Source organism: Flavobacterium sp. LB2P53 (assembly GCF_003970305.1).
GTDB lineage: Bacteria > Bacteroidota > Bacteroidia > Flavobacteriales > Flavobacteriaceae > Flavobacterium.
This window is the reverse complement of record NZ_RYDG01000002.1, coordinates 139785-154661: the sequence shown is the minus strand read 5'-3', so window position 1 is coordinate 154661 and position 14877 is coordinate 139785. Positions and strand designations below refer to the sequence as shown.

12 protein-coding genes are annotated in these 14877 nt (G+C 34.4%); 10 read left to right on the top strand and 2 right to left on the bottom strand.

What is annotated here, in order from left to right; genetic code table 11:
• Positions 1 to 21: 21 nt before the first annotated feature.
• A complete protein-coding gene (locus tag EKL95_RS03190; protein WP_126563533.1) occupies positions 22 to 2145 on the top strand; it encodes a Tex family protein in 2124 nt (707 codons plus the stop codon).
• A gap of 40 nt (positions 2146 to 2185) precedes the next feature.
• On the opposite strand, the gene tatA is transcribed toward EKL95_RS03190, so the two are convergent.
• On the bottom strand, positions 2186 to 2359 hold the full coding sequence (tatA, locus tag EKL95_RS03185; protein WP_126454940.1) for a twin-arginine translocase TatA/TatE family subunit: 174 nt from the start codon (positions 2357 to 2359) through the stop codon (positions 2186 to 2188).
• 214 nt (positions 2360 to 2573) lie between these two features.
• Between tatA and EKL95_RS03180 the strand changes: the two genes are divergently transcribed.
• From EKL95_RS03180 to EKL95_RS03150, 7 genes are all read left to right on the top strand, one after another.
• Entirely contained in the window at positions 2574 to 3095 is a 522-nt protein-coding gene (locus EKL95_RS03180; protein ID WP_126552842.1) for a peptidase, read from the top strand.
• Positions 3096 to 3162: 67 nt separating this feature from the next.
• A complete protein-coding gene (locus EKL95_RS03175) occupies positions 3163 to 4662 on the top strand; it encodes a GH3 auxin-responsive promoter family protein (RefSeq protein WP_126563532.1) in 1500 nt (499 codons plus the stop codon).
• Between the two features lie 36 nt (positions 4663 to 4698).
• Complete coding sequence (locus tag EKL95_RS03170) at positions 4699 to 6378, top strand: DUF6909 family protein (protein ID WP_126561364.1); 1680 nt, start codon at positions 4699 to 4701, stop codon at positions 6376 to 6378.
• A gap of 7 nt (positions 6379 to 6385) precedes the next feature.
• The gene (locus EKL95_RS03165; protein ID WP_126563531.1) at positions 6386 to 7369 is read left to right on the top strand and encodes a hypothetical protein; all 984 of its coding nucleotides are present in this window, start codon (positions 6386 to 6388) and stop codon (positions 7367 to 7369) included.
• Positions 7370 to 7403: 34 nt separating this feature from the next.
• Complete coding sequence (locus EKL95_RS03160; RefSeq protein ID WP_158614840.1) at positions 7404 to 8714, top strand: MATE family efflux transporter; 1311 nt, start codon at positions 7404 to 7406, stop codon at positions 8712 to 8714.
• Between the two features lie 31 nt (positions 8715 to 8745).
• Positions 8746 to 9810, top strand: a complete 1065-nt coding sequence (locus EKL95_RS03155; RefSeq protein WP_126563530.1) for a hypothetical protein — start codon at positions 8746 to 8748, stop codon at positions 9808 to 9810.
• Complete coding sequence (locus EKL95_RS03150) at positions 9782 to 11086, top strand: O-antigen ligase family protein (RefSeq protein ID WP_126563529.1); 1305 nt, start codon at positions 9782 to 9784, stop codon at positions 11084 to 11086. The genes EKL95_RS03155 and EKL95_RS03150 overlap by 29 nt, the downstream gene beginning before the upstream one ends.
• Here EKL95_RS03150 and EKL95_RS03145 read toward each other — a convergent pair.
• On the bottom strand, positions 11022 to 12128 hold the full coding sequence (locus tag EKL95_RS03145) for a glycosyltransferase (RefSeq protein ID WP_126563528.1): 1107 nt from the start codon (positions 12126 to 12128) through the stop codon (positions 11022 to 11024). The genes EKL95_RS03150 and EKL95_RS03145 overlap by 65 nt on opposite strands.
• 290 nt (positions 12129 to 12418) lie before the next feature.
• Here EKL95_RS03145 and EKL95_RS03140 point away from each other — a divergent pair, with 290 nt between their 5' ends.
• Entirely contained in the window at positions 12419 to 13402 is a 984-nt protein-coding gene (locus EKL95_RS03140) for a UDP-glucuronic acid decarboxylase family protein (RefSeq protein ID WP_126457769.1), read from the top strand.
• A 120-nt stretch (positions 13403 to 13522) separates the two neighbouring features.
• Entirely contained in the window at positions 13523 to 14875 is a 1353-nt protein-coding gene (locus EKL95_RS03135; protein ID WP_126457770.1) for an exopolysaccharide biosynthesis polyprenyl glycosylphosphotransferase, read from the top strand.
• Positions 14876 to 14877: the final 2 nt, after the last annotated feature.

Here is a 14877-nt window from a genome sequence, read left to right as displayed (position 1 = left end):
TTTTATAATCTTAAATTTAAAATGACTAACATACAATTCATATCAAAAGTCGTTGCCACTGCAGCAATAAACATTCAAAAAACAGTACAATTATTACAAGAAGATTGTACTATTCCTTTCATTTCTCGCTATCGAAAAGATACAACAGGAAATCTGGATGAGGTACAAATAGAACAAATTGCAAAGCTTCAAAAAGAATACGAAGTGATTGTAAAACGTAAAGAAGCGATTTTAAAATCGATTCAGGAACAAAATGCGCTCAGTCCAGAATTAGAAAAAAAAATACAACAAAGTTTCGATTTACAGGAATTGGAGGATTTTTATCTCCCATTCAAAAAGAAGAAAAAAACCAAAGCCGATGTGGCTAGAGAAAATGGATTGGAACCACTAGCCAAAATCATTATGGCGCAAAATAATGATGATGTCGATTTTATTTCGACAAAATATTTGAACGAAAAAGTAAGCAATGAAGCAGCAGCTCTACAAGGCGCCAGAGATATTATTGCTGAATGGATTAATGAAAATAGTTATGTTCGAAAGCAACTCCGACGATTGTACGAACGCAAAGCCATTATTACGACTAAAGTGGTAAAAACAAAGAAAGAAGATGAAAAAGCACAAAAATTTAATCAATATTTCGATTGGTCTGAGCCGTTGACTAAAACACCTTCACACAGATTATTAGCCATGCTCCGTGCCGAAAATGAAGGTTTTATTAAGGTTAAAGTAGAAGTTGATATTGATGAAGCGTATGTTATTATTGATGCGTTAGTTTTAAAAAGTGAAAATAAAACCACACCGCACGTTCAATTAGCTATCGAAGATAGTTACAAACGATTGCTGAATCCGGCGATTTCAAATGAAACTTTGCAAGAAGCTAAAGTGAAGGCTGATGCCAATTCTATTCAGGTTTTTGCGAACAATCTTGGACAGTTATTACTGGCGCCGCCGTTGGGTGAAAAACGAATTCTGGCGATTGATCCCGGTTTTAGAAGCGGATGTAAAATTGTTTGCTTGGACGAAAAAGGAGATTTGTTGTACAATGAAACTATTTATCCGCATGCGCCTCAAAAAGAGGAAGCGATGGCGATGAAAAAAATTCGTTCGATGGTAAATTCGTATAAAATTGATGCTATTTCAATAGGAAACGGAACGGCTTCGCGTGAAACCGAATTCTTCATCAAGAAAATAGCTTTCGACAAACCGGTCCAGGTTTTTATCGTTTCAGAAGCGGGAGCATCGGTGTATTCTGCCTCAAAAATTGCTAGAGATGAATTTCCGAATTATGATGTCACGGTTCGAGGTTCGGTTTCTATAGGTAGACGATTAAGTGATCCATTGGCCGAATTAGTAAAAATTGACCCGAAAGCCATTGGCGTAGGCCAATACCAACATGATGTGGACCAAAACAAGTTGAAAGAAGAATTGGATAATACAGTGGTTCGTTGCGTGAATTCAGTTGGGATAAACATAAACACTGCGAGCAAGCATTTATTGAGTTACGTGAGTGGAATAGGAGAGAAGCTGGCTGAAAATATAATACAATACCGCTCGGATAATGGTCCTTTTACAGATAGAAAACAACTTAAAAAAGTGCCGCGTTTGGGTGAAAAAGCGTACCAACAAGGCGTTGCTTTTATCCGAATTTCGAATGCAAAAAACCCATTGGATAATTCAGCGGTTCATCCGGAAGCCTATGGAATTGTAGAAAAAATGGCTAAAGATTTGAAATTGACGGTGCATGATTTGATTGCCAACAAAGAGAAAATCGCTTTGATAAAACCAGAAAACTATAGTACACCAGAAATAGGTTTATTGGGATTGAAAGACATTATCAAGGAATTAGAGAAACCAGGATTAGACCCCAGACAATCAGCAAAAGTTTTTGAATTTGATCCAAATATAAAAACCATTAAAGATGTAAAAACAGGAATGGTTTTGCCGGGAATTGTCAATAACATTACTAATTTTGGTTGTTTTGTGGATATTGGAGTCAAAGAAAGCGGGTTGGTTCACATCTCGCAACTCAAAGCCGGTTTTGTTAGTGATGTAAATGAAGTGGTTAAATTGCACCAACATGTTCAAGTCAAAGTGACCGAAGTAGATGAGGAAAGAAAGAGAATTCAGTTGACGATGGTCATTTAAATTATAAAAAAAGGCTTTTCAAATTATGAAAAGCCTTTTTTTATTTTGTTTCGTCTACTTTTTTATCAGCTGACGGATCTTCTTTAGCTGCGTTTTTGAATTCTTTGATTCCGCTTCCTAAGCCTTTCATCAATTCTGGGATTTTTTTACCTCCAAAAAGTAATAAAACAACCGCCAATATAATAAGGATTTCTGTAACACCTATACTACTCATAATACGATAATTTATTGCCGAAGCAAGTTTGTAATAAACCTATCAGCAAAGGTATAGAGAATTAATTAATAGAAACTCATTTAAATTCATTTATTTTAATTTTAAAAACGTTAAAAATTTATTAAAAACGAATGCAAGATTAAGAAATATGATCCTAGAAAAGCGAATACAATCAACGACAATAATTGTTATATTTGTTAAATAATCAAAAAAGATGCCCGACAAAGGATTAAAAAGACAGAAATTAAAGGAAAATTTATTTAATAAAAGACGTTTAATCATACTAAACGAAGATACTTTTGAAGAAACTTTTTCATTGAAGCTTACCCTAATGAACGTTTTTGTGGTAGCGACTTTAGGCGCTATAATCATTACATTTGTCACCACCTTTATCATTGCATTCACTCCTTTACGAGAATTTATACCGGGCTATTCTTCTTCAAAATTGAAAAAGGATGCAATGGAATTGTCTTTAAAATCGGATTCTTTGTCACGTGCATTAAAACAAAACGAAGCCTATATCCAATCGATTCAAAAAGTGCTGACCGGAGAATTAGAATATGCAAAATTCAATAAAGATTCAATACTCGCGGAGGCAGAGGAAGCGCCTTCACAGGTTGATATGTCTGCATCAAAACAAGAATTAGAATTGAGGCAACAGGTTGCGCAGGAAGAGAAAAATGTAAATTCCCTGCGATCCTCCAACAAAGGTAAGGGTCAACCTCCAATAAAATAAAATAGTTTTTATTACAATAAAATGGAGTGCGCCCAGCGGCTCAAACAATTAAAATCAGAAGGAAGAAATGTCACTAAAATCAATTGCAGCAAAATTATTTGCAAAAAAAATTTACAATACCACACAAGCTTGGTCTACTGATCCTATTGAAACTCAAAAAAAAGTTTTTTTACAATTAATAAAAGACGCAAATAAAACCCAATTTGGCGTAGACCATCATTTTGACCAAATTAAAAATTACGATGATTTTACAAATCAGGTTCCTGTTCGAGATTATGAAGGGTTAAAACCTTATATTGATAAGGTGGTCAAGGGGTCAGTTGATGTGCTATGGAAAGGAAAGCCACTTTATTTTGCTAAAACTTCTGGAACAACATCTGGGGCTAAGTACATTCCTTTGACAAAAGAATCCATGCCGTTTCACATTACAGCAGCCAGAAACGCTATTTTGCATTATATTCATGAAACCGGTAACGCTGATTTTGTAGATGGAAAAATGATTTTCTTGCAGGGAAGCCCACTTCTGGAGGTGAATAATGGAATAAAATTTGGTCGTTTATCTGGAATTGTAGCGCATTTTGTTCCAAAATATTTACAAAAAAACCGAATGCCCTCTTGGGAAACCAATTGCATTGAAGACTGGGATACTAAAGTGAATGCAATTGTCGAGGAAACAATCAACGAGAACATGGCTGTGATTTCTGGAATTCCTTCCTGGGTGCAAATGTATTTTGAGAAATTGCATCAAAAAGGAGGGAAGCCTGTTGGGGAAATCTTCAAAAACTTCAATTTGTTTATTTACGGCGGTGTAAATTATGAACCGTACCGCGCCAAATTTGAAAATTTGATAGGTCGAAAAGTAGACAGTATTGAGCTGTTTCCGGCTTCGGAAGGATTTTTTGCGTACCAAGATTCACAAAAAGAAAAAGGAATGTTACTGCTTTTGAACTCGGGAATTTTTTATGAATTTATTAAATCAGACGAATTTTATACGAATCCCGAAGGTTCGGGACCAAGACGTTTTACGATTGGTGAAGTGGAACTGGGCGTGAATTACGTTTTAATCATTTCTACTAATGCAGGACTTTGGGGATATGATTTAGGCGATACCGTTCAATTTACCAGTTTAAAACCCTACAGAATTATAGTATCCGGAAGAATCAAACACTATATTTCGGCTTTTGGAGAACATGTAATTGGGAAAGAAGTGGAAAGTGCGTTACAGGAAGCAATTCTTGGAACTACCATTCGAATCAATGAGTTTACGGTGGCACCACAAATCACTCCCGCAGACGGATTGCCGTATCATGAGTGGTGTATTGAATTTGAAAACGAACCGGAAGACAGCGTATCTTTTGCGGAAGCGCTGGACAATGCCATGCGAAAACAGAACATGTATTATGATGATTTGATTGTGGGCAAAGTGTTGCAAAAAGTGGTTGTCACCAAAGTGGCTAAAAATGGTTTTCAGGAGTATATGAAATCGATAGGCAAACTGGGTGGACAAAATAAAATTCCGAGGCTTTCTAATGATAGAAGTATAGTGGATTTATTAAGAAGTAAATAAATATCTTACCTTTGAAGGTTAGAAAATAAGTAGAAAATGAAAGAAACAAAAAATATATCACGCTCCAGAGCACAAGAGTCTTCGGCAGCAATTGAAAAAATGTACATCACGATGCGCCACCTTTTTAACAGGGGATTTTACAAACCGATGGGAATTTCAGGCGATACATTGCGCGAAGCATTATTAGCATTACGACCAGAAATTTATGGAAATATTGCCGAAGAAAAAGTAGAATTGAACGGACTTTTATATGTAATTGAACGTCTGCCAGTAGGAATAGAAGAATGCAGATTTATCAATTTAACTTCGGATGAAGGGTATTCTAAATCGCATTTTCAGGCAATTGTACCGCCAAAAAGGCGACGTAATTGTTACCGTATCGACGAGGAACAAATGAACGTGGAGATTACTCGTGGACGCTCAGATATTTATGATATTCTGACGCATTTGACGTTTATTTTCATAGAATCACACAAAATTAGAAACAGGGTTTTACTGGATGACGCCGGTGAAGTTTCCCGCGACTGGTTCAAACTGGAACAAGCAGTTTCCCAAAAGAAGAAACTGACTCTTGTAGAAAAAGAGAAAGCCATTTCGCATGCCGCTAATATTCTTGGGAGAACATTTGAGGAAGTATTGGATATTTATGACGCATTTGGTTCAGCTGCTGCGCCAGATCGTTTCTTGCATGTTATCTTTTGGTTGGGGAAACTCGCCATTGAAGAAATTGTAGACGATAATAAGAGAACAATCACCTTTAGTCCTATTTTAAGAGAGCGATTGGGACACCACATTCATGGAGAAATTTGGGCTACCAAAATTAAAGAAGTGCTAGAAGAAAACGAACTTTTAGACCGCCCTATTCACGTGATTAGTGCGAACATGCACAGTGTGATGAATTCTATTTTTGCCACCGAAGTGTTGAAAACTAAGTTCAAAGACAAATCAGATTTCTTTATTTACGAGGAATTGAGTAAATCCGGAGCAGATGCTGTGCGAAACCAAGTGGAAGAAGTAGCCTTGAAATTTGGAATGATTTCGTTGCCGGATACCTCAGGAACGAATATCGATATTCAGATTTTTGATACTGCCAAAATTGACTGGGAAAAAACCTCATTTCCAAAGGCAAACACCGGAGATAAAAAACCAGTACTGATTGTTATGGATTATGCTTTTGGGGAACAGGCGTATGAAACGATTGATGAGTTGCTGAAACCGTTTAAAAAAGACACTTTATTGAATGTGGAATCGGTTTCTATCATGGGGAAAGCTGGGATTCTGGAAGGTGGAAAAGGGGACATTATGATTCCGAATGCACACATTAATGAAGGAACGGCAGATAATTATTTTTTCCATAATGAATTGTCGGCTGAGATGTTTGAAGGCAATGATATTGCTGTTTTTGCCGGACCCATGGTTACTGTTTTAGGAACTTCATTGCAGAACAGGGATTTATTGAAGTTTTTCCATGAGTCGACCTGGGGAATTATTGGGTTGGAAATGGAAGGTTCTTATTACCAGAAAGCCATTCAATCAGCTTCAAAAATCAGAAAGAGTGTTCCACATGATGTGAAGGTCAGATATGCGTATTATGCATCAGATAACCCGCTGGAAACGGGAAGTACATTAGCTTCAGGCGGACTAGGAACCACTGGTGTAAAACCAACTTACTTGATTACCATTAAAATATTAGAACAAATTTTCAACGTAAAATAATTAGCTCATGAATTTAAACGCGCATAGCGATTCAGAAATTGATGTATTTCAAATTACCAGTAAGCTAAAAAAAGGGTTCGGAAGGTTGAATACCCTGTTGTTCTATTGTATTCAGTTTTTTTTAAATCAACGGAAGGTTGTTTTAGTATTACTAATCATCGGTTTTGGTTTGGGATTGTTTTTGGATAAGAATAATAAATTGTATACTACTGAAATTACTGTAATTCCTAATTTTGGGAGTGTGGATTATTTGTATGCAAAAATCAATTTGATTCAATCTAAAATTAATGCTGGCGATATCGTTTTTTTACAAAATGAAATAGGATTGTCCCAACCTGAAGATCTAATAAAAATTGAAATTAAACCCATAGCTGATGTTTATAAATTCATTGAAGATAAAGAGCGAAACTTTGAGTTGATTAAGTTAATGGCAGAAGTTGGAGAGGTAAAAAAAGTACTTGAAGATAATATTACTAGTAAAAATTATACGTACCATACGATTGCGGTTGTTACCAATGGAACTACTAGTGAGAAAAAATTGATTACACCATTATTGAATTATCTAAATCAATCTGAATATTTTACCGCCATACAAAAGGTAGGATTGGCAAATTTAAAACAGGATATTACTCAAAATGACACGATTATTCAACAAATAAATGGAGTTCTTAATGGGTTTACAGCCAATGTAAAAAGTGCATTAAAAAATGATAAGCTCATGTATTATAATGAAAATACACAACTGAATGATATTATTAAAACCAAACAGGAATTGTTATACATTCAAGGGCTAAACCGATTAAAATTAATCAATTTTCAAAAAACGATTAAAGAGGTAACATTCACATTGAATAGTGATACTTCAAAAGCAGTAAATGGCGTTATGAAGTTTGTATTGCCAGTATTGCTAGTATTATTATTTGTTTTTATTCATTTGTTCATTCGATTTTATCAAAAGCAATTAGCAAAATCAAAAGTAATTGCTTCTTAAAAAAAATATTTTTCTTTTGCAAAACAGAGCCAATGTGTTAAAAACAATTCGATACTACTTACTTACAACAGTCCAAAATCCTGTAGTTCGGCAAAGTTTACTAACCTTATTGATTCGGGTTTTTGGTGTGGTTCTTTTATTTGGTTTTACTTTGTTTTTAACTCAAAAATTTGATCCTAAACTAGTTGGGCAATATGATTTTGTGCGTACGTTTCTTTTTGCAATCGGTAGTATTTGTTTGCTAGGATTTGACCAATCCATATTGTATTTTAAAGGGCGTTTGTATCCTAATTATTCTTTAGGCCATTTGAAGAAAGTATATTTAAAAATGGTTTTGATGCTGTTTTTAGCATCCTTACTTTTATTTCTTTTTTTTGTACTATTAGATGCTTCTGTTATTACACAATTTTTTGCTGATAATGCAACTTATTTCCTTCTATTCAAAGCCTCCGCAGTTATGTTTTTTTATGGACTTGCTATTCTAAACGTTGAGGTTTTTAGAGCATTAGAGGAAATAGTAGTAGCTGAATTATTTCGAAATGTTTTTAAATACTTGCCTATTATTGTTCTGGCTGTTTTATTAGTTCAATGGCAATTAGAATTGTATTTAGTAGATGCTTTATTGTTGAGTTTTGTTTTTTTGGGAATTGTTACTACAGTTCTAACTTTTTATTTTTTTACAAAAAAAACAGCTATTTGCACTACAGATTGTTTCTCAGCTCGAGAGATTATCACTCAATCTTTTCCCATAGCTGTAAGCGGAATGGCTATTTTTTTGATGATGAGTTTTGACATCTTGTTTTTAAAAAAATACCAAGGTGACGCAGCAGTTGCTTTTTATTCGGTGGCGGTCAAGTTAATGACATTGTTGTCTGTTATTATTTTAACAATAAACATTACCGTTTCGGCATCTATTGCAGCAAGTTTTTCGAATAAAGAAATTGAAAAAGTACAGCAAATAGTTCAAAATAGTTCCCGATTAATTGTAGCGATTACGCTGCCCGCAGTTATTGGATTGCTTATTTTTCCGGAGTTTGTTTTGAATTTTTTTGGCCCCAATTATTTAGCGGCGAAAGAGGCATTAGTAGTATTGGTTTTGGGACAAGGTTTTTGTGCCTTTTTTGGGTCGGCTCCTGTTTATTTAAACATGACTGGGCGGCAACGAATTTTTCAACGTATTGTTTTGGGCGCTCTTGGCCTTAATTTTATTCTCAATTACTGGTTAATTCCTTCCTATGGAATGTTAGGTGGGGCAATCGCCTTTTCGGCGAGTGCAATTTTTTGGAATTTTGGAACAGCTCTTTTTGTGTATTACAAAGACGGGATTAAGTTGTTTTTGAGTTAAGTTTGTCACTTCTATTTTCAATCAGAACTAAATGTCTTTACTCATAAAAAAAAATAAAGTAGCTTTTTTACTCCTTGTGGGACTCAATCTATTTGTGGCCTTTGCTGCGAGTTTTATTTTACCGAAACGTTTTTTTTATGATGCTGCTATAATTGCTTATGACAATGGTAACGAAATTGGTTATTTTGGAAGTTACCCATTAACTATTCTATTTTATAAAATATCAGGTTTGCGTTATTTGCCCTTTTCAATAATTGCATTAATTCAGTTTTCCATTTTAATGGGTATTTTGTATAGAATAGGAATTCCAAGTACGTTTGAGAAAGTTACAATTAAGAATATTTTGGTGTATTTTGCTTTCATCATGATTGCGATTTTTATGGCAATGCCTTCCAAGGAGTTTATTACTTTTTTGTACCTCTCCGTGATCGTTTTCTTATTTCAAAATAAGCATTTTACTTTTCAGACTACCTTATTTATAGCCTTGTCTCTTTTTGTGTTTTTTGGAGTTATCTACAGGCCTTATTTTGCGCTACTTCCTATCGTAGCCATGGGAATGTATTGGGTTACTTGTGTCAAGATTCCGAATCGTACTTTTGCAACTCTTTTTTACGGAATTGTAATTGTAATTTTTTTGTCATTGAGTTATGGCTTTGTACAAGGAGAATTTTTTTCAGAGCAAAGCAGAGAGCTTATAAATAGTGCCCGATTAGGATCTGTTGATGCTAATTCAAGCATTGTTTCACCTGTAAAAACAGACACTTGGTATGGTGAAATCATAGGAATTTTGTATGGTTTTTTTACTGTAAATGTCCCCCTTAACGGGTTGAAGCATATTTTTTCTCCACAAATTTTGTTATTCGTAATTTGGCAATTATTTCTGTTTTATATTTTATTGGTTCGATTGGCACGTTGCATAAAAGATAAAAAAGAATATGTTTACGAGTTATGGATGCTTCTTTTTATATTTTCTTTTTTTATCATTCAAGGGGTTTTTGAACCTGACTTAGGATCAGCGATTCGTCACAAAATGGGTGTTTTCCCATTAATTTATTATGCTCTTTATTATGACCATTTCCGAAAAGCAATTCAATAAAGTTTTCTCTTTTTTTTTGGTGGCGATAGCTTGTACGCTAATTTTCAGGAAGCCTTGTACTTGGTTAATTTTTGCTTTCGCTATTTTTAATATGTTCTATTTCAAGAAAATAAAGTTATCTAGAAAGGCATTGATTTTAGCCAGTACAATCGCATCGCCTTTTTTGTTAGAATTATTGCTATTTTGGAACAATGATTCTTTTGCGCAAGGTATTAAATCTTTGGAAAAGACAGTCTCTTTAGTCTTATTTCCACTAATTATTTTGGGAAATTACAAACGCATTTCATTTCAAAAATTGTTACAATTTTATGTAAATAGTACCACGTTAGTAATGATTGTTTTTGTGTTGCGTTTTGTATTTGTTTTTCCGGAGCATATCACTAAGTATTGGCATGGAATTCACCTATGGGAAATGGGCTATGTTTTTGCAAATTCTATCGGAATTCATGCTCCAGCTCTCAATATGCACTTGGTTTTTGTGAGTATTTCAGCCTTGTATTTGTTATTGCAAAGGTGCCAAACGAAAAAGAAGATTGGACTTGTGTTTTTATCCTTTTTGATATTTGTAATCTCTTTTTTTGTTGTGCTTTTAGTTAATACTCGAATGGCTTTATTCAATGTTTTAGTTGGGTATTTATTGGTATTGTTTTCGTTTTTTGCAGCACAATTTGACCTAAAAAAGGTATTGCTTTATACTGCAGTTATTGGTGGTGTAGTGTGTGGGGTTCTTTTTCTCTTTATTCAAAAAAATTCGTATATGAAAGAAAAATATAGCACGGTAACTTTTGCTTATATGGACAAAGTGGGGAAGCTTGACGATATTGATCATCCCGAAATAAAGGTTTTTAATTCTCTCGTAACCAGAGTTTCTATCTGGCAATCGGCTTGGGAATTATCTTTGCAACATTTGCCTTTTGGCGTTGGAGCTTCGGATGGAAAACCAGAATTAGTAAATTATTATAAACAAACGAATCAGTATTTTTTAGCAAAATATGCTTTTCCTACACACAATCAATTTTTAGACTCTTTGTTGAAGTTTGGTGTTTTAGGGCCGCTAGTGGTTTTGCTTTTTATTGGAACGATTGGTTATCTGGGAATCGATTTAAAAAACGCATTAATCTTTGCTTTCTTTTTTCTTTTTTTTACTTCGAATTTGACTGATGATTTTTTATTGCGTTTCGACGGAATTACGTTTAGTGGCTTTTGGTTTTCTATTTTTGGAAGTTTTTGGCTGCAGCAAAAAAGTAACGTTCATACAACTTCTGAAGTGCAGTAAAATTAATTGTTGTATTAAATAAATCTTTACATCTTGTTTTGCCATTGTTGCCAAATTGAGCTCTAACTTTTGAATCTTCAAGGATTTTGAAATAGACCGATAACTCCGATAATTCTTGGTATAAAAAGCCAGTCTCTTTGTGAACAACGGTATCTTTATTGCCATTTATTTTAGTCGCAATTATTGGTTTTTGTAATGCCATAGCCTCAAGAACCGCGATAGGTAATCCTTCCCAAAGTGAGGTTTGAAGATAGATATCTAAAGCATTTATTTGCTCGTACACCTGTTTCTTTTCTATTAACCAACCTGTAATTTTGATGTTTGGGGCTGTAATTTCATCGCGTTCTTCTCCATCGCCAATCCATACAAATTGATACTCTGGAAATTGCAAAGCAATTGCATTGAATTGTCTTGGATTTCTAGCCGCAGTAATCCGACCTGCAATTCCTATGGTTAGTTTTGTATTATCAACTGCTTGAGAATAGTTTTCGATGGTAGAAATATCTATTCCATTTCTAATCATTTCGGATTTTCCTAGTTGTTTTGCCATTTCAAATTCCGAGTCACCACAAGCGATGGTGATTCCTCCGAAAATTTTCTGAAAGAATTTCTCGATGTACCAATATCCTTTTTTGGCCATAGTAGAAATATCGGTACGCAAAAACGCATATCCGTGCGGTGTATAAAAAACGTTTGGTTTTGGGTTCAAAAAACTGCAAGCGATTCTCCCTAAAACTCCTGCTTTAGAAGAATGTAAATGGACTATATCAGGTTTGATTTTTTGAAGTTCAAAGACTAATTTTTGTAATGCTTTAAGGTCTGAAATGAAGTTTATTTCTCGCCTCATCTCAATTTTGACAGTTGGAATAGTAGCAAATAATTGGGTTACTTTTTCTGGGTCAATCTCTTTGCGATTGGCACTGTATAGGATGGAAGTTTGTACTTTTTGAAGAATGATTTCTTTTTCGAAATGATGGGTTAGATCTTCAAAATAGGTATAAATGCCTCCGCCTAATGCTTCAATTATATGTACAACTTTCAAATGTTTGTTTTTTGCGTGGGAAACAAAAATAAAGTATTCTTTTGCACTTTTACAATAAACGGAGATAGAATTGATGTAAAATCAAATCCGAAAAAGCAATTTGTTGTTCCTTAGCCCCGGGAGGAGCGGTATCCTTTGTTTTTTCTTTTAAAAAGCAAAGATATAGTGGATCACGGTACGATATGTCCTAGAAAGCCTTGTATTTCTTGCTTCGAATTTAAAAAGAAAGATGCGGTTTGTGGGTGAGTTTTCTTCAAATCAATTACATTTGTTACGTTTAAATAATTACTATGAAAAGAATACTTATCACCGGAGCCGCAGGATTTTTAGGATCACATTTATGTGACCGTTTTATCAAGGAAGGCTATTTTGTTATTGGAATGGACAATCTCATAACGGGAGATTTAAAAAACATTGAGCATCTTTTTAAATTAGAACAATTCGAATTTTACCATCATGACATCACTAAGTTTGTCCATGTACCGGGAAATTTAGACTACATCCTTCATTTTGCCTCCCCGGCAAGTCCTATAGATTATCTAAAAATTCCAATTCAAACCCTGAAAGTGGGTTCTTTGGGAACGCACAATTTGTTGGGATTGGCCAGAGTAAAAAATGCACGAATTCTTATCGCATCCACTTCTGAAGTGTACGGAGATCCATTGGTTCATCCGCAAACCGAAGAATATTATGGTAATGTGAATACCATTGGACCAAGAGGGGTTTATGACGAAGCAAAACGTTTTCAAGAATCAATTACTATGGCATATCATACGTTTCATGGCGTCGAAACCAGAATCGTTAGAATCTTTAATACGTATGGGCCAAGAATGAGACTTAATGATGGCCGTGTTATTCCAGCATTCATAGGTCAGGCGATTCGCGGAGAAGATTTAACCATTTTTGGTGACGGGATGCAAACGCGTTCGTTTTGTTATGTAGACGATCAAGTCGAAGGAATCTACAGATTGCTGCATTCGGATTATGTTTATCCGGTCAACATTGGAAATCCGGACGAAATTACGATCAAAGATTTTGCCGAGGAAATCATAAAACTAACCGGAACCAATCAAAAAGTGGTGTATCATCCCTTACCCATAAACGATCCGTTGCAGCGTCAGCCAGACATCACAAAAGCTAAAAACTTGTTGGGATGGGAAGCTAAAGTGGGTCGCACCGAAGGAATGAAAATCACCTATGATTATTTCAAATCGTTATCTAAAGAAGAACTTTCTAAAGAGGAGCATAAAGATTTCTCAAAATATATCTTTTAATTCAACGATTTTAAAACAGTTTAAAAAGCCTAAGTTTAGGTATGAAAATTCAGCATCAGAGTAATTATGGATTATAGTAGTAAAAGAAGAGTATTACACTTTTTCTAATCAGATAAATTTGTGAAAACCAAAACGGGAAGGTATTCAGGTTACATTCGCCCTTTTTCATTTGTAATAGACTTGATCTTTATCAATGTGCTTTCGGTATACTTGACTGACTTTCCTGTAAATAAGGTTTTTTATTCCTTATTTATAAGTGCCAGCTGGTTTATTATAGCGGCCAATCTTGGGTTTTATGAAGTATACAGATACACAAAATTGATATCTATATTAAACTGTGCTTTAAAACAAGGTGTTTTATTTACCCTTTTTTGTCTCGTCTTCGCTTTTTTTGACTCTGAAAATTCCAGTTTTCAAAGAATTGTTCTCTTCACTTCAGTTTCGCTGTTCTTAATTCTAATCATTAAACTGTGTATTTATTATTTTCTAAAAAGGTACAGAGTGCTTTTTGGCGGTAATTTTAGAACTGTAATACTGTTAGGAAATTCTAAAAGTGTGGAGCCATTACAACAGTTTTTTACTAAAAATCCAGATTATGGATACAAATTAGAAAAAGTTTTTGACTTGAAAAAAGATAAAGTGCGAAAGCTTAGGGAGAGTTTTGCCTTTGTTTTGGAACACAAAATAGATGAAATGTATTGTTCGATGAGTGATTTGACGCAAAGTCAAATTAATGAAATTGTATATTTTGCTGACAATAACCTAAAAACATTAAAATTTATTCCGGACAAAAAGCAGATTCTTTCCCGGAACTTTACTTTTGAATATTACAATTACATTCCAGTAATTTCCTTGAGAAATATCTTGTTAGACGATAGCCTGAACAAGGTGATCAAACGGGTTTTTGATATTTTATTTTCGGTTGTGGTGATTCTAGGGTTGTTATCTTGGCTTACCATAATTCTCGCAATTTTTATAAAATGGGAATCCAAAGGGCCTTTATTTTTTATCCAAAAAAGGAACGGATTAAATTATAAAGAATTCAATTGCTACAAATTCAGATCGATGGAATTAAACGATGAAGCTGATATAAATCAGGTTTCTAAAAATGATATTCGGGTAACTACAGTAGGTCAGTTTATACGGAAAACAAGTATTGATGAGCTGCCACAGTTTTTAAATGTACTATTTGGCGATATGTCCGTTGTAGGTCCCAGACCCCACATGGTAAGTCATACCGAAATGTATGCGCTGAAGGTGGATAAGTTCATGGTACGCCACTTTGTAAAGCCAGGAATAACCGGACTTGCTCAAACCAAAGGATTTCGTGGTGAAGTCGAAACAGATAAAGATATTATCAACAGAGTAAAATTTGATATTTTTTATTTAGAAAATTGGTCTATTTTATTAGATATTAAGATTGTTTTTAACACAATATACAACACCATAAAAGGTGATGAAAAAGCGTATTAATA